General features: G+C 71.0%; 17 protein-coding genes and 1 pseudogene. 6 read left to right on the forward strand and 12 right to left on the reverse strand.

Annotation, left to right across the window (positions count from 1 at the left end):
* Positions 1 to 286 precede the first annotated feature (286 nt).
* Complete coding sequence (locus AB0C26_RS27200; protein ID WP_360253195.1) at positions 287 to 1,918, forward strand: amidohydrolase family protein; 1,632 nt, start codon at positions 287 to 289, stop codon at positions 1,916 to 1,918.
* Here AB0C26_RS27200 and AB0C26_RS27205 read toward each other — a convergent pair.
* The 8 genes and pseudogenes from AB0C26_RS27205 to pcaH all read right to left on the reverse strand — a co-directional run bounded on the left by AB0C26_RS27205 (position 1,870) and on the right by pcaH (position 7,649).
* Entirely contained in the window at positions 1,870 to 2,715 is an 846-nt protein-coding gene (locus tag AB0C26_RS27205) for a phosphatase PAP2 family protein (protein ID WP_360253197.1), read from the reverse strand. The genes AB0C26_RS27200 and AB0C26_RS27205 overlap by 49 nt on opposite strands.
* 142 nt (positions 2,716 to 2,857) lie before the next feature.
* Positions 2,858 to 3,484: a 3-oxoacid CoA-transferase subunit B gene (locus AB0C26_RS27210; RefSeq protein ID WP_360253199.1), complete on the reverse strand. Its 627-nt coding sequence runs from the start codon at positions 3,482 to 3,484 to the stop codon at positions 2,858 to 2,860.
* Positions 3,481 to 4,131: a 3-oxoacid CoA-transferase subunit A gene (locus tag AB0C26_RS27215; protein ID WP_360253201.1), complete on the reverse strand. Its 651-nt coding sequence runs from the start codon at positions 4,129 to 4,131 to the stop codon at positions 3,481 to 3,483. Before AB0C26_RS27215 ends, AB0C26_RS27210 begins: the two co-directional genes overlap by 4 nt.
* Positions 4,128 to 4,469, reverse strand: coding sequence for a 4-carboxymuconolactone decarboxylase (gene pcaC / locus AB0C26_RS27220; protein WP_360254014.1), 342 nt, complete (start codon positions 4,467 to 4,469; stop codon positions 4,128 to 4,130). Before pcaC ends, AB0C26_RS27215 begins: the two co-directional genes overlap by 4 nt.
* Positions 4,470 to 4,562: 93 nt before the next feature.
* Positions 4,563 to 5,261: pseudogene (locus tag AB0C26_RS27225) on the reverse strand (alpha/beta fold hydrolase); the annotation flags it as partial.
* Positions 5,255 to 6,406 (reverse strand): lyase family protein, encoded by a 1,152-nt coding sequence (locus AB0C26_RS27230; protein ID WP_360253203.1) that lies wholly within the window; start codon positions 6,404 to 6,406, stop codon positions 5,255 to 5,257. The pseudogene AB0C26_RS27225 and the gene AB0C26_RS27230, both read right to left, overlap by 7 nt.
* Entirely contained in the window at positions 6,403 to 6,924 is a 522-nt protein-coding gene (pcaG, locus tag AB0C26_RS27235; protein WP_360253205.1) for a protocatechuate 3,4-dioxygenase subunit alpha, read from the reverse strand. Before pcaG ends, AB0C26_RS27230 begins: the two co-directional genes overlap by 4 nt.
* On the reverse strand, positions 6,921 to 7,649 hold the full coding sequence (pcaH, locus tag AB0C26_RS27240; RefSeq protein WP_360253207.1) for a protocatechuate 3,4-dioxygenase subunit beta: 729 nt from the start codon (positions 7,647 to 7,649) through the stop codon (positions 6,921 to 6,923). The genes pcaG and pcaH overlap by 4 nt, the downstream gene beginning before the upstream one ends.
* Before the next feature lie 71 nt (positions 7,650 to 7,720).
* Here pcaH and AB0C26_RS27245 point away from each other — a divergent pair, with 71 nt between their 5' ends.
* From AB0C26_RS27245 to AB0C26_RS27265, 5 genes are all read left to right on the forward strand, one after another.
* Positions 7,721 to 8,464 (forward strand): IclR family transcriptional regulator, encoded by a 744-nt coding sequence (locus tag AB0C26_RS27245; RefSeq protein ID WP_360253209.1) that lies wholly within the window; start codon positions 7,721 to 7,723, stop codon positions 8,462 to 8,464.
* Positions 8,465 to 8,503: 39 nt separating this feature from the next.
* Positions 8,504 to 9,661 carry a 4-hydroxybenzoate 3-monooxygenase gene (locus AB0C26_RS27250; RefSeq protein ID WP_360253211.1) on the forward strand — a complete coding sequence of 386 codons (1,158 nt, stop codon included), beginning with the start codon at positions 8,504 to 8,506 and terminating at the stop codon, positions 9,659 to 9,661.
* A 79-nt stretch (positions 9,662 to 9,740) separates the two neighbouring features.
* The gene (locus AB0C26_RS27255; RefSeq protein WP_360253213.1) at positions 9,741 to 10,763 is read left to right on the forward strand and encodes a permease; all 1,023 of its coding nucleotides are present in this window, start codon (positions 9,741 to 9,743) and stop codon (positions 10,761 to 10,763) included.
* Positions 10,760 to 11,464, forward strand: a complete 705-nt coding sequence (locus AB0C26_RS27260) for a TIGR03943 family putative permease subunit (RefSeq protein ID WP_360253215.1) — start codon at positions 10,760 to 10,762, stop codon at positions 11,462 to 11,464. Before AB0C26_RS27255 ends, AB0C26_RS27260 begins: the two co-directional genes overlap by 4 nt.
* Positions 11,461 to 12,540: a hypothetical protein gene (locus tag AB0C26_RS27265; RefSeq protein ID WP_360253217.1), complete on the forward strand. Its 1,080-nt coding sequence runs from the start codon at positions 11,461 to 11,463 to the stop codon at positions 12,538 to 12,540. The genes AB0C26_RS27260 and AB0C26_RS27265 overlap by 4 nt, the downstream gene beginning before the upstream one ends.
* A gap of 173 nt (positions 12,541 to 12,713) precedes the next feature.
* Here the strand turns inward: AB0C26_RS27265 and AB0C26_RS27270 are convergent, their stop codons facing one another.
* The 4 genes from AB0C26_RS27270 to AB0C26_RS27285 all read right to left on the reverse strand — a co-directional run bounded on the left by AB0C26_RS27270 (position 12,714) and on the right by AB0C26_RS27285 (position 15,440).
* Complete coding sequence (locus AB0C26_RS27270) at positions 12,714 to 13,907, reverse strand: DUF6596 domain-containing protein (protein ID WP_360253219.1); 1,194 nt, start codon at positions 13,905 to 13,907, stop codon at positions 12,714 to 12,716.
* Positions 13,904 to 14,275, reverse strand: a complete 372-nt coding sequence (locus AB0C26_RS27275) for a YciI family protein (RefSeq protein WP_360253221.1) — start codon at positions 14,273 to 14,275, stop codon at positions 13,904 to 13,906. The genes AB0C26_RS27270 and AB0C26_RS27275 overlap by 4 nt, the downstream gene beginning before the upstream one ends.
* Before the next feature lie 61 nt (positions 14,276 to 14,336).
* Positions 14,337 to 14,600: a GlsB/YeaQ/YmgE family stress response membrane protein gene (locus AB0C26_RS27280; protein ID WP_360253223.1), complete on the reverse strand. Its 264-nt coding sequence runs from the start codon at positions 14,598 to 14,600 to the stop codon at positions 14,337 to 14,339.
* 51 nt (positions 14,601 to 14,651) lie between these two features.
* Positions 14,652 to 15,440 (reverse strand): ABC transporter ATP-binding protein, encoded by a 789-nt coding sequence (locus AB0C26_RS27285; RefSeq protein WP_360253225.1) that lies wholly within the window; start codon positions 15,438 to 15,440, stop codon positions 14,652 to 14,654.

The following is a 15,440-nucleotide window of genomic DNA, read 5'->3' on the forward strand; positions in this document are numbered from 1 at the left end:
GGGCACCATTCACCACCGCGACCCGCACCGCCGACCCGAAGGCGCAGCAAAGCGAACCCCGCTGAGTTCATGATTTCCGTCAGGACGGCCGCGCCCGGGCCCTGGTGAAGGTCCCGCTCGCTCGCCCGTCTCCCTGGCGGCTCGGAAAACATTACTCCTCGAACGGCGCAACGCCAAATCGGGGCCCGGAAGAGTGCATCCCCCCAGGCCAGAGCCCATGTCAACGCCGTTGACGGAGGAGACCGAGGGTGATGGGATGCCCCAAACACCCCGAGGAGGAGCACGTATGGCGTACGCGGACCTGGTCTTCGTCAATGGTCCTGTCTTCACCGAAGACGGCTTCGACACCGGCCTGGCGGTGCGCGACGGCCGCATCACGGCGCTCGGCGAACAGGCGGCCCGGGACCTGCGCGGCCCCAGGACCGAGACGATCGACCTGAAGGGCCGGCTCCTGATCCCCGGCTTCCAGGACGCCCACATCCACGCCGTCATGGGCGGCGTCGAGCTCGGCCAGTGCGACCTCACCGGCACCACCGACCGCGACGAGTACCTGCGCCGGATCCGGAAGTACGCGGACGACAACCCCGATGCCGCCTGGATCGTCGGCGGCGGCTGGTCGATGGAGAGCTTCGAAAGCGGCATCCCCGACCGTCACCTGCTCGACCGCGTCGTCCCCGACCGTCCCGTCTATCTGCTCAACCGCGATCACCACGCCGCCTGGGTCAACACCCGGGCCCTCGAGTACGCCGGCATCACCCGCGACACCCCTGACCCCGACGCCGGCCGGATCGACCGCGACGGGAACGGCGACCCCGTGGGCGCTCTCCAGGAGGGCGCCATGTCCCTCGTCGACGTCCCCGCCGCCACCGCCGAACAGCGGCTGGCCGGTCTCCTGCGGGCTCAGGCCCTGCTCCATTCGCTCGGCATCACGGCCTGGCAGGACGCCATGGTGGCGGCAAGCAACGGCTACGACGACATCTCCGACGCGTACCAGCAAGCCGCCCGGACCGGCGCGCTCACCGCGACCGTCGTCGGCGCCCTGTGGTGGGACCGCGACCGGGGTGCCGAGCAGATCCCCGAGCTGGTCGCCAAGCGGGAGCGTCTCACCGTCGGCCGCCTGCGCTGTTCCTCGATCAAGCTGATGCTGGACGGCATCGCCGAGAACTTCACCGCCGCCATGACCGCGCCCTATCGCGACTCGTGCGGGTGTACTACCTCCAACCGAGGAATCGATTTCATCGACCCGGAGGCGCTTCGGGGCTACGTGACCGAGCTCGACGCGCTCGGCTTCCAGACGCACTTCCACGCCCTCGGTGACCAGGCCGTACGGAATGCCCTGGACGCCGTCGAGGCCGCCCGGAAGGCCAACGGCCAGCGGGACACCCGTCCGCATCTGGCCCATCTTCAGGTAGTACACCCGGACGATGTACGCCGGTTCGCCGTGCTCGGCGCCACCGCCAACATGCAGCCGTTCTGGGCCGCTCACGAGCCGCAGATGGACGAGCTCACGATCCCGTTCCTCGACCCCGAGCTGGCCGGATGGCAGTACCCGTTCGGCGATCTGCACCGGGCCGGCGCGCGGCTGGCCGGCGGTAGTGACTGGCCGGTCAGCACCCCGGATCCGATTCAGGGCCTGCACGTCGCCGTCAATCGCGTGCTGCCCGAGGAGGACCGGGAGAGGTTCCTGGAAGATCAAGCCCTTGATTTGCGTACGGCGCTGAGCGCGTACACGAGCGGCTCGGCCTACGTGAATCACCTCGACGACACCGGAAGCCTGCGTCCCGGCATGCGCGCCGATCTGGTCGTCCTGAACCGCGATCCGTTCGCCGGCGAGCCCCGGGAGATCTCGGAGACGGCGGTGGCGCAGACCTACGTCGACGGCAGGCGGGTGTTCGTCTCGGAGTCGGACGAGCGCTGAACGGGCACGGCCCGGGGCCACACGGCGGGGACCGGCGGCGCTTCCAAGGCCGCCGGCACGGGCGCGGTTTCGAGAGCGGGCGCCGGCATCGTGGCGGGTTCGAGGGCGGGCTGCGCCACGACCGGGCGCGGCACCAGGGCGAGGACCACGGCGAGCAGGCCCATGGCGGCGACCGCGTCCACCCAGTAGTGGTTGCCCGTCACCACCACGACGAGCAGCGTGATCACCGGGTGGGCCAGCCAGACCCAGCGCCAGCGGTGGCCGGCGAAGGCCCCGGCCAGGGCCAGGGCCACCACGACGGCCCAGCCGACGTGCAGGGAGGGGATCGCCGCGTACTGGTTGCTCAGCGTGTCGGTGCTCGGGGACCCGTACACCGAGGGCCCGAAGAGACGTCCGGTGTCGACCATGCCGGCCGAGGTGAGCATGCGCGGCGGCGCCAGCGGGTAGAGCGCGTGCACCACCAGGGCGAACGCCGTCAGCGTGGCCAGGGTGCGCCGCATCCACAGGTAGATCTCGGGCCGTCTGACGTACATCCAGATCAGGGTGATCGCGGTGGCCGGGAAGTGCACGTACGCGTAGAAACAGTTCGCCGCCCGTACCCAGAAGTCATGCGGCAGCAGCGCTGTCTGCAGCGCCGACTCGCTGGGCAGATGCAGCAGCCGTTCGAAGTCCCAGACCGAGGCGGCGTTGCGCATCGCCTCGTCGACGTGGCCCTCGACCAGGATGCGGCCGAACTTGTAGGCGAGGAACAGCACGGCGACGAGAAGTAACTCGCGCGCCGCGCGTCGGGCAGCCACCCTGTTCACCCTGGCACCTCCGGACGAGCCCGCGGGACGCGATCAAGTCCCCAGCATCTTCCAGATCTTGCAGGACACGCAAATTTTTACGGCGAGAAGTCAGTCACCTTCACAGCGTCACCTCAGGCTTGTGAAAGGGACGTCAGCTCAGTGGAACGTCCAGCCGGGCCGAAAGCTCCTCGACCGTGGTGCCGAACGTCTCCACGACGTGGACGCCCTCCGGCGACAGGGCGAACGTCGCCACGTCGGTGTAGACGCGGCTCACGCAGGCCTTTCCGGTCAGCGGATACGTACAGGAGGGCACCAGCTTCGGCTTGCCGTCCTTGGCGAACAGGGTCATCATCACGAAGACCTGCTTGGCCCCGATCGCCAGGTCCATCGCCCCGCCGACCGCCGGAATAGCGTCGGGCGCGCCGGTCGACCAGTTGGCCAGGTCGCCCGTCGCCGAGACCTGGAACGCGCCCATGATGCAGACGTCGAGGTGGCCGCCGCGCATCATCGCGAACGAGTCGGCGTGGTGGAAATACGACGCGCCGGGCAGCTCGGTCACCGGCTGTTTGCCGGCATTGGTCAGGTCGGGGTCGATGTCGTCCCCGGTGGCGACCGGGCCCATGTTGAGCATGCCGTTCTCGGTGTGCAGGACGACGCCGCTGCCCGGGCGCAGATAGGAGGCGACCATGGTCGGCTGCCCGATCCCGAGATTGACGTACGAGCCGTCGGGAATGTCCCGGGCGACGATCTCCGCCATTTCCTCCCGCGTCAGGCTCATGCCACGACCAGCCGGTTCACGTAGATGGCCGGGGTGACGACGGCTTCCGGGTCGAGTGCGCCGACCACTTCACCCACCTGAGCGATGGTCACAGCAGCCGCGGTCGCCATCACGGGCCCGAAGTTCCGGGCCGTTTTGCGATAGACGAGATTGCCGATCCGGTCGGATCGGTAAGCCTTGATCAACGCCACGTCCCCGCGAATCGGATATTCCAACAGGTACTCCCGGCCGTCGATGACGCGCGTTTCCTTGCCCTCGGCGAGCGGCGTTCCCACAGCGGTCGGGCTGTAGAAAGCGCCGATTCCGGCGCCGGCGGCCCGCATCCGCTCGGCCAGGTTGCCCTGGGGCACGAGTTCGAGCTCGATTTCGCCCGCCCGGTACAGCCCGTCGAACACCCAGGAATCGGACTGCCGGGGAAAGGAACAGACCACTTTGCGTACGCGACCGGCGGCCAGCAACGCGGCGAGCCCGGTGTCCCCATTTCCCGCGTTGTTGCTGACGATCGTGAGGCCGGAGGCGCCGTGCTCGATGAGCGCGTCGATCAGTTCGACCGGCATGCCGGCCATGCCGAACCCACCCACCAGAACGGTGTCGCCGTCCTTGACGGCCCCGACCGCCTCGAGCGCCGGCATGATCTCCGCGGTCATTCGGCCAGGACTTTCTGCGCTATACGGAATGCGGTGTTGGCGGCCGGGACGCCGCAGTAGATCGCGGTCTGCAACAACACTTCCTTGATCTCGTCGTCGGTGAGCCCGTTGCGCCGCGCGGCGCGCAGGTGCATGGCCAGTTCCTCCTGATGGCCCAGGGCGACCAGCGCGGTCAGGGTGATCATCGAACGGCTGCGGCGGTCCAGGCCGGGACGGGTCCAGATCTCACCCCAGGCGTACGCCGTGATGAGCTCCTGAAAGTCGCGGGTGAACGGGGTCGTCGCGGCCACGGCACGGTCCACGTGCTCGTCGCCGAGGACCTGGCGGCGTACGGACATGCCCGCTTCTCGCACCCGTTCGAGGGTGGCCGGCCCGCCGAAGTGTTCCTCGAGCAGCCCGGCGACCAGCTCCGGCTGCTCGGCCGGGGCGAGGTGGGCGACATCCTCGAGCACGACCAGACGGCCGTCGCGCACCTCGGACGCGATCTGCGCGAGCCCCTCCGGCGGGGTCGGCTGGTCAACGGCTCCGGCGATCGCGAGCACGGGCGCGACGATCTCGGGCAGACGCGGCCGTACGTCGAAAGCGGCCAGCGCCTCGCACGTGAGCGCATAGCTCTCCCGGTCGACCGCGCGCAGCGCGTCCAGCAGCGCACCGGCGACGGCGGGCTGCCGTTGCGGGAAGGCCGGGGCGAACCAGCGCTGAAGCGAGCCGGCGACGACGGCGTGAGTGCCCTCGGCCCGTACGGTCTCGGCCCGCTGCCGCCAGCCCGCGGCCTCCCCGATCTTGGCGCCGGTGCAGATCAGGGCGGCCGACTCGACCCGCTTCGGCGCGTCGAGCAGCAGCTGAAGGCCGACGGCCCCGCCCACGGAGTCGCCGGCGTACCGGAACGGTGATCCGGGCCGGAGCTCGCCGGCCAGGGCCAGAACGTCCCGCGCCAGGTCGGCGATGCTGAAGGCGCCGGCCGCCGGAGCACCGCGCCCATGCCCGGGAAGATCCCAGCCGACGACGTGATGACCCTTGATCAGCCGGGCGCAGCGCCCCCAGAGCGCCTGGACCGAGGTGCCGAGCGAGGGTCCGACCAGCAGCAGGGGCCGGTCGGGCGCGTCGAGGAGAACGGTGGATGTCAGCAAGGCTTCTCCGCGGCTCGGGCCAGAACGGCGTCGATGATCTCGTCGGTCGCACCCCGATAGGGCCCTCCCGCCGGGGCGTACTTTCGCTGCTCGGCGTCGATGCCGGGGCGGGCCTCGGCCAGGATCGTGGCCATTCGGACGGCGTCCACTCGCAGTCCGGCCAGCAGGTCGGCGGTCTGGGAGCCGGCCACGACGGTGCGGCGGGCGAGGGTCCGCAGGGTGGACCACTCGACGTGCCAGGAGCCGTCCGGGCGTTCGTCGACCGCGGTGGCGGCGGCGATGTGCAGGGACGAGGCCAGCGGCGGGGCGGCCAGGGCGGCCCGGCGGATCAGCACCGACAGGACCGGGTTCTGTTTGTTCGGCATGGCCGACGAGCCGCCGCCCCGGGCCTCGGTGAGCTCACCGATCTCCGGCCGCGCGCCGACCAGGACGTCGTTGGCGATCTTCCCCCAGGCGTCGGTGCAGGTCACGAGCGCGTCGCCGAACCGGGTGACGGGGGCGCGGCTGGTGTGCCACGGCTCGCGCGGCGGCAACCCGAGCGTGACCGCGGTGGCGGCGACCAGCTCGCGGGCCTTCGCCGGGCCGCCGGCCAGGACGGTCGGCGCGGCCAGGTTGCCCGCGGCGCCGCCGATCTGGATCGGCAGCTCGGCGGCGTCCAGAGCGTCCCGCGCGTCGAGGACGCCCTGCAGCCAGCCCGCGACCTTGAGACCGAAAGTGATCGGGACCGCGTGCTGGGTCAGCGTGCGCCCGGCCATGTCCGTGCCGCGGTGCCGGTCGGCCAGCTCGGTCAGCAGCGAGACCTGCGCCGCCAGGTCGGCGCGGATCCGGGCCGCGGCGTCGGTGAGGACGAGCACCATCGCCGTGTCCAGAACGTCCTGGCTGGTCAGGCCGGCGTGGATGTCTCGGATGTCGGAGCGGGACCGGAGCAGCGTGACAAGTGGAATGACGGGGTTGCCGCCCGCTTCCGCGTCCCGCGCCAGGCCCGGCAGATCCGCCGGTCCGACGAGGGTGGAGAGATCGGGTGGGGCGTGGTGGTGAAGGGCGGCCAGCCAGGCCGACTCGACCCGGAGCAGGGCGGACAGGACGGCCTCGTCGGTGCAGAGGGGGTCGGCTCTCGCGTCGCCGGGCCAGAGCAGGTCGCTCATAGGGCCTGGCCGGGAAAGGTCAGGAACACCGTCTCACCCTCGCCCTGCAGTCGGATGTCGAAGCGCAGGCCGCGCTCCTCGCGCGTGGTGATCAGCGTATCCCGCCTTTCCGGCGGCAGCCCCTCGAGAAACGCGTCCAGCTCGTCGGCCGGTACGTAGGCGCGGGTGAACAGCCGGTCCAGCAGGCCCCGGGCGAACACCGTGACCGCGAAGAACGACGGCGGCTCCAGCGTCGAGAACCAGTAGTGGCCGTCCGGGTCGGTCTGGGCCCGGCCCCAGCCGGTGAACGTCCAGCCGTCGCGCCGGATCGAGCCGCCTTCCCTCGGGACGGCGCCGGACGGGTCGGCCTGCCAGATCTCGATCACGGCGTCGGGGACCCCGTCGCCCTGCCCGTCGAGGACGCGGCCGTGCAGGCGTACGGCGTCCGGCCGGCCGGGCGGCACAAGCTCGTTGTCACCCGCGTACGGCAGACCCAGATGGAAGAACGGCCCGACGGTCTGCCCCGGAGCGTAAGTCACGGCTGGTCCTCCAGGGGGGTGCGGTGGGTTCCGGTCAGGACGATGTCCCACCGGTATCCGAGGCTGTACTCGGGCGTGGTCAGCTCGTGGTCGTAGGACGCCAGCAGGGCCTCGCGCGCCTTCGGGTCGGTGATCGACTGGTAGATCGGGTCGAGGTCGAACAGCGGATCGTTCGGGAAGTACATCTGGGTGACCAGGCGCTGCGTGAAGTCCGTGCCGAACAGCGAGAAGTGGATGTGCGCCGGCCGCCAGGCGTTGAGGTGGTTGCGCCACGGGTACGGCCCCGGCTTGATCGTCTGGAAGCGGTAGGTGCCGTTCGCGTCGGTCAGGCAGCGGCCGGCGCCGACGAAGTTCGGGTCGAGCGGCGCCGGATGCTGATCACGCTGGTGCCAGTAGCGGCCGGAGGCGTTCGCCTGCCAGATCTCGACGAGCTGATGACGTACGGGATTGCCCTGCCCGTCGAGGACACGGCCGGTCACCACCATGCGCTCACCCAGCGGCTCCCCCGCGCGCTGGATCGTCAGGTCGGCCTCGTCGGCGGCGACGTCGCGGCTGCTGAAGCAGGGCGCCCACAGTTCGACGCCCTCCGGATCGGCCAGGACCCGGTCCTTCGTCGGGTGCCGCAGCACACTGCTGCGGTACGGCGGGTAGTCGAGCTGCGGTTGCGGCCCGCCGCGGCCGCGGAGCTCGGCTATCTCGGCGCTGATGTCGGCCTGGGTCTCCACACCGGGGACGCTAGACGGGCGGCGGCCCCGAGACGATACTTGCCTTCCGCTCAGTGGAAGACAGGGTATCGATGGGCGCTACTGTCACCTCCCGGGTGCTCGATCTGCTGGGCGCCTTCGACGCCGACCATCGCAGCCTCACGCTCAGCGACCTGGCCCGCCGCGCCGGACTGCCGCTGGCCACCGCCCATCGGCTGGTCGGCGAGCTGGCCCGGTGGGGCGCGCTGACCAGGCTCTCCACCGGGCAGTACGTGATCGGCCGCCGGCTGTGGGACCTCGGTCTGCTCTCCCCCGTGCAGTCCGGCCTGCGCCAGGCCGCCTCGCCGTTCCTGCACGATCTCTACGGCGCCACGCTGGCCACGGTGCATCTCGCCGTCCGCGACGGCGGGGAGGTGCTCTACGTCGACCGGCTCGCCGGGCACGTGTCGGTCCCGGTCGTCAGCGAGATCGGCTCGCGGCTTCCGTTGCACGCCACGGGGGTGGGCAAGGTGCTTCTGGCGTACGCCCCGGAGGACGTGCGGACGGAAGCATTCGGGCGTCTCACCCGGATCACGCCCTACACGATCACGCAGCCGGCGCTGCTCGCCGAGCAGCTCCAACGGGTGCGGACGACGGGCTTCGCCACGACCGGCGAGGAGATGAGCCTGGGCGCGTGCTCGGTGGCCGTGCCGGTGCGCGGCCAGGCCGACCAGGTGGTGGCGGCGCTGGGCATCGTCGTGCCGGACCTGCGGCGGGAACAGGCGCGGTTGATCTCGGCGCTCCAGGTGGCGGCGCGGGGCATCGGCCGGACGTTGGCTTCCGCCCAGTGGAAATAGGGCCTTGCCGCTTTCGCCCGCCTGCCGTTGGCTGAGCGCATGCGCACCCAGGTCGCCATCATCGGCGCCGGCCCGGCCGGACTGCTCCTCGCCCACCTCCTGCATCGCGGCGGCGTCGACGCGGTGGTGCTCGAGACCCGTTCCCAGGAGTACGTGGCCTCGCGCATCCGCGCCGGCATCCTCGAGAGCTCCAGCGTCGAGCTGCTGGAATCGATGGGTCTCGGGGACCGGCTGCGCGCCGAGGGGCACGAGCACCGGGGCATCTACCTGCAGTGGCCGGGCGAACGGCACCACCTCGACTTCGTCGACCTGACCGGGCGCAGTGTCTGGGTCTACGGCCAGACCGAGGTGCAGAAGGACCTGGTCGCCGCCGGTACGGCCGCGGTGTTCTACGAGGTCACCGACGTCCAGCTGCACGACGTGGAGTCGGACCGGCCGCACGTGACCTTCGTGGACGCCGACGGGGAGGAGCAGCGGCTCGACGCGGACGCCGTCGCGGGCTGCGACGGGTCCTTCGGGCCGAGCCGCCAGGCGGTGCCCGCGCAGACCTTCGAGCGCGTGTATCCGTACTCCTGGCTCGGAATCCTGGCCGATGTGGCGCCCTCGACCGATGAGCTGATCTACGCCTGGCATCCGAACGGGTTCGCCCTGCACTCGATGCGTTCCGAGACGGTGAGCCGGCTCTACCTTCAGGTGCCGAACGGCACGGATCCGTCCTCGTGGCCGGACGACCGCGTCTGGGCGGAACTGGCGACCCGGCTCGGGCACGGGCAGGACGGCTGGAAGCTGACGCCGGGGCCGATCACCGACAAGAGCGTGCTGCCGATGCGCAGCTACGTGCAGACCCCGATGCGACACGGACGGGTGTTTCTGGCCGGGGACGCGGCCCACATCGTGCCACCGACCGGGGCCAAGGGGCTCAATCTGGCGATCGCCGACGTCACGCTGCTGTCGCGGGCGTTGATCTCCCTTTTGCGTGAAGGCGATGCCGCGCTGGCCGACTCGTACTCGGACGATGCCCTGCGGCGGGTCTGGCGCTGCACGCATTTCTCCTGGTGGATGACGACGATGCTGCACACCGGCGACGATCCGTTCGACGCTCAGCTCCAGCTGTCGCAGCTGCGGTGGGTGGCCTCCAGCGAGGCCGGCGCGCGCGGGCTGGCCGAGAACTACGCGGGCCTGCCGATCGGCTTCTGAACACATGCACTGATTGACATATGCGCAGGTTAACGCCGGTGCGGAGTGCGGTATGTTGGCCGCGGCCGACCGCATTGGAGTGATCTTGAACCGCCTGCAGGACATCGACTGGACTGCGCCCTCACCGCCGCCGGCCGGCGCGTCGCGACCGGAACGGAAGATCGGCTCGCTGGAGGTGCTGGCGGCGCTGCTCGTGCTGCTGGTCCTCTTCCGCGATCAGCTGGCCGGGCTCGTCGACGGCGCCCGGATGCAGACCTGGACCACGGTCTTCGTGTCGGTGCTGGTGCAGGCGGCGCCGTTCCTCGTCTTCGGCGTCGTGCTGTCAGCGGTGATCGCGGTCTTCGTGCCCCGCTCGTTCTGGGCGCGGGCGCTGCCGAAACACCCGGCGCTCGCGGTGCCGGCGGCCGGCCTGGCCGGGGTGGCGCTGCCCGGCTGCGAGTGCGGCAGCGTGCCGATCGCCGGGTCGCTGATCCGGCGCGGGGTCACGCCCGCCGCCGCGCTGGCCTTCCTGCTGGCGGCGCCGGCCATCAACCCGATCGTGCTGACCGCCACGGTGATCGCCTTCCCGGGGCGGCCCGAGATGGCCGTGGCCCGGGGCGTGGCCAGCCTGGCCGTCGCCGTACTCATGGGATGGCTCTGGCTCCGCCTCGGCAAGCAGGAGTTGATCAAGCTGCCGCACCGGCCCGAGCTCGACGACCTGTCCCGGGCGCGGGCGTTCTGGGCGGCCTGCCGGCACGACGTCATGCACGCGGGCGGCTTCCTGGTCCTCGGCGCGGCCGCGGCGGCGACCATCAACGTCATCGTCCCGGCGGCGTGGCTGCAGAGCCTGGCCGACAACGCGGTGCTGTCGGTGATCGCGCTGGCCGTGCTGGCCGTCCTGCTGTCGATCTGCAGCGAGGCCGACGCGTTCGTGGCGGCGTCGCTGTCGCAGTTCTCGCTGACCTCGCGGCTGGTCTTCCTGGTGGTCGGCCCGATGGTCGACCTCAAGCTGATCTCGATGCAGGCCGGCGTCTTCGGCCGCCGCTTCACGTTCCGTTTCGCGCCGGCGACGTTCGTCGCGGCGCTCGGCATCGGTACCGGGGTGGGGGCGATCCTGCTATGAGCAAACTGACCCAGGCCGTCGTGATGCTCCTGTTCGGCGGGGCCATCCTGCGGGCGTCCTTCACCGATCTTTATTTGCGGTACGTCAAGGAAGGCCTCCGCCCGTTCCTGATCGGGGCGGGGCTGCTGCTGGTGGCGGCGGCCGTGATGACCCTCTGGTATTCGTTCCGTTCCCCGTCCGCCGAAGCTGAGCACGATCATCACGAGCCGCGGGTCGGCTGGCTGCTCATCCTGCCCGTACTCGGGCTGCTGCTGGTCGCGCCTCCGGCTCTGGGTTCCTACGCGGCCTCGCAGGCCGGCAGCGTCACCGCGCAGTCCCTCGACAACGCGGACTATCCGCCGCTGCCCGAGGGTTCCCCGGTCGACGTCGGGCTGGTCGACTACGCGTCGCGGGCCCTGTACGACGGCGGCCAGAGCATGAAGGACCGGGACGTGCGGCTCACCGGCTTCATCACGGCCGCCCCCGACGGCAAACCGATGCTGGCCCGGATCGTCCTGTCCTGCTGCGCCGCCGACGGCCGCCCCATCAAGATCGGCCTGACCGGCCGGGCGCCGATCGACGTGCCCGTCGACACCTGGGTCGCGCTCGTCGGCACGTACACGCCGCAGAAGGGCAAGGACCCGGTCAACAACGTCGACGTGGCCTACCTCGAGGTGAAGACCTGGGAAGAGGTCCCCGAGCCGAAGCAGCCGTACGCATGACCCGCCTCTCCGGGCTCGCTCTGTCCATCGCCCTCGCCGCCGGCGCCTTCCTCCTGATCGGCACGCCGGGCCCCACCACCCCCGCGCCGCCACCGCCACGGTCGCCGGCGTCGGTCGCCTGGCCGTCGGCCGCCCGCGCCGACCTCCCGGCCGCCCTGCCCGACGGCCCCCTGTTCAACCCGTCGATCTACCTGGACGCGACCACGGCGGTCGGCACCGCGCCCACCCCCGGCGGCGACCAGGCCCGGCTGCTGCTGCGCTCCGGCTCCGGCGTGCGCGAGCTGCGCCGCGTGCCACTCGACGGCAACCCGCAGTTCGAGGCGTTCACGGTCAGCGGCGACCAGCTGTTCTGGACCGAGTCGACGGCCGGTTCGACCACGGTGAAGATCTGGACGGCGAACCTGTCCGGAAACACGGCCCGCCTGTTGACGGCCGACACCGGAAACGCGGTCTTCTACGGCAACCAGTACGACCTGGTGGTCGCCGAGGGCCGCGTCCACTGGACGGCCGCCCCGGCCAAGGGCGACTCCACCAAGGAGACCGAGATCCGCTCGGTCCCGGTGACCGGCGGCCCGGTCCGGGTGCGGCTCGAGCCCGGACAGTGGTCCCTGTCCGCCTGGCCGTGGCTGGTCGACGACGGCAGCGCGTCCGGCACCCCGAGCCTGCGCAACCTGACCACGACCCGCGACCACCCGATCGTCAGCAACGGCACCGAACAGCTCACCTGCGGCCCGGTCTGGTGCCGGGCCATGGTCCTGGGCGGCGACGTGGTCGCCCGCATCGACCTGGTCCGCCCCGACGGCACCGACCGGCGCCGGATAGCCGGAGGCGCCGCCCAGTCCGCCATCACCGACGTGGCGGTGCTGGACCGCTTCGAGATCCTGGCCGAACCCACAGCCGAAACCGACCTGGCCGGCGCCGCCGCCCTGGTCGTCTACGACGTGGCCACCGGCCGCACCGTCGACGTGGCCCCCAACGCCGACGGCGCCTTCTTCCGAGCCGGCATGCTCTGGTGGTCCACCACCACCGCCAACGACGAGATCACCTGGCACTCCCTGGACCTGCGCACGGTGTGAGAAGCTGCCGGGCCGCTCGTGTCCGGAGCAGGCGCGAGACATGCGAGGGGTACCACACAGCCGCGCCCGCCGGCGTGGTGACTCCTTCGGCGTTGAAGATCGCGCAGATGTCGACGAGCCGAGCTCCTTCCCGTCGGTAGGCGACAACGCGAAAGAGGGTGCTGTCCGGACGCTCAGTTGGGCGACAGGGGCGTGCGGCATCGGACGGCGCGGGACTCGAGGTAGCGCTGTTCGGCGAGGCTTGTGGTGGCTCGGGCGGCTCGGCGGTAGAGGTCGTGGGCGGCGGCTGGGTCGCCGGCCTTTTCCCGGAGGTGGGCGCGGACGGACAGCAGGCGATGATGCCGGGCCAGGCGGTCGTCGGTGTCCAGGGTGGCCAGCAGAGTCAGGCCGGCCTGGGGACCCTTCAACTCGGCCAAGGCGATGGCCCGGTTGAGGGTGACCATCGGGTTCGGGGCTATACGTTCCAGGATCAGATACAGGGCGTGGATCTGGCGCCAGTCGGTCTCCTCCGCGGTGGCGGCGTCGGCGTGGGTCGCGGCGATGGCGGCCTGCAGGAGGTACGGGCCGAGCGTGGGGCCGGCCAGCGCCGCCCTCACCAGGGTCAGGCCTTCGGCGATCAAAGAGCGGTTCCAGGCCGTACGGTCCTGCTCGTCCAGGGGGACCAGGTCGCCGGCCGGGGTGGTGCGGGTCGCATGGCGGGAGTGGGTCAGCAGCATTAAGGCCAGCAGGCCGGTCACCTCGCTGTCGGTGGGCCGCTGGGTGTGGACGGCGCGGGTCAGGCGGATCGCCTCGGTGGCCAGGTCGGCCCGGTGGACGGCGGTGTAGCCCTCGTTGAAGATCAGGTAGAGGACGTGGAGCACGGCGGTGAGCGGCGCCGGCTCGCTGAACCGGCCTCCCGCGTCCCTGATCAGGCGTTTGGCGCGGCTGATCCGGACGGCCATGGTGGACTCGGGCACCAGGAAGGCGCGGGCGATCTCGGCCGTGGTCAGGCCGCCGGCCGCGCGCAGGGTCAGCGCGATCTGCGAGCCGGGGGTGAGCGCCGGATGGCAGCACAGGAGCAGCAGCGTCAGCGTGTCGTCGGTGCCGGGGACGTCGGTGGGCACGGTGGCCAGGGAGTCGGCCGTCTCGCGGGAGCGGCGGGCGTGGTCGCTGCGCATCTGGTCGATCAGCCGGCGGCCGGCGACCGTCGTCAGCCAGCCGCGTGGGTTGGCCGGCACCCCGGAGGACGGCCACTGCACGGCGGCGGCCAGGACCGCTTCCTGTACGGCGTCCTCGCAGTCCTCGAAGCAGCTGTAGCGCCGGACCAGCGTGCCGAGGACCTGCGGCGTGTGCTCACGCAGCAGGTCCTCGATCGCCGAGCGGGTCACGCCTCAAGCGCCCCGTCGTAGAACATCACCGGCCGTACCTCGACCGCGAGGCCGGTGAGGGCGGCGTCGGGGATCCGGGCCGCGATCTGAAGGGCCCGCTCGCGGCTCTCGCAGTCGACCAGGTAGAAGCCGCCCAGATACTCCTTGGCCTCCACGAACGGGCCGTCGGTGACGACCGTACGGCCGTCGCGGACCGACACCACGGCCGACTGGGACGGGTCGGCCAGCGCCTGCGTGACGATCAGCTCGCCGGACTCCTTGAGCTCGGCCAGCAGGGCGCCGTGGCCGTCACCGATGGCCGCCTTCTCCTCGTCGGTCAGCGCGTCGAGGACGGCCGGGTTGATGTGCATACCGATCACGAACTTCATGGTGTGCTCCTTCTCGAGGTGTCATCCATGAGTCGGAGCCACCGATGAGGTCTTTACATCGTCAGGGCCGCCGCCGCACGCCGGCCACCAGAGCGACGCCGCCGGCGGCCAGCGCGATCTGCAGGATCAGCTCGATCCAGTCGATGCCCCGCGTGTCGTCGACGCCGACCAGCGCCGCGATGAACGTGCCGACCAGGGCGGCCACGACACCGATGACCAGCGTGAGCCAGATAGGGATGTTCTGCTTGCCCGGAACGACCAGTCGTCCCAGCGCTCCGATGATGAGACCGATGATGATGGCGGTAAAGATCCCGGTGATCTCCATGCTGCCTCCCGAAGGGTCACCACCCAGCATGGACCTCCCGCGCCAGGTGGCCTAGCCCTCAGCCGGTTCCGTCCTTCCCCGCTTCGCCGCCTGGATCTGCTCGTAGACGTGGGTGCGGAGCTCGGTGAAGCGGGGGTCGGCGCGGGTGTGCAGCTGGTCCCGTTCGGCCGGGAGGTCGACGGTGATCTCGTCCTGGACGACGGTCGGTGACGACGAGAGCATGATGACGCGCCGGCCCAGGTAGACCGCCTCGTCGATGTCGTGGGTGATGAACAGGACCGTCACCTTCAGGCGCTGCCAGAGGGCGCGGACGAGGTCTTCCAGGTCGGCCCGGGTCTGCGCGTCGACGGCGGCGAACGGCTCGTCCATGAGCAGGGTCGACGGCTCGTAGGCGACCGCGCGGGCGATGGCCACGCGCTGCTGCATGCCGCCGGAGAGCTGCCACGGGTACGCCGATTCGGTGCCGGCCAGGCCCACGGCCTCCAGCGCCTGGCCGACGAGTTCGTCGCGGCGCGGGCGGGGAACCCGTTTCTGTTTCAGGGGCAGCGCCACGTTGTCGCGCACGGTCATCCAGGGGAACAGGCTCCGCCCGTACTCCTGGAACACCATCGCGAGACCCGGCGGTGGACCGCTGACCTCGTGCCCGTCGAGCCGGACGGCGCCCGAGGTCGGGGTGAGCAGGCCGGCGATGCAGCGCAGCAGTGTGGTCTTGCCGCAGCCGGACGGGCCGACCAGGCAGACCAGGTCGCCGTTCTCGACGGTGAACGTCAGGTCGCGCAGCGCCTCGGCCTCGCGGCCGCCGGTGTTGTAGACCTTGCGCAATCCCTGCACTTCAAGCAT

The organism is Actinoplanes sp. NPDC048796 (assembly GCF_040650035.1).
Classification (GTDB): domain Bacteria; phylum Actinomycetota; class Actinomycetes; order Mycobacteriales; family Micromonosporaceae; genus Actinoplanes.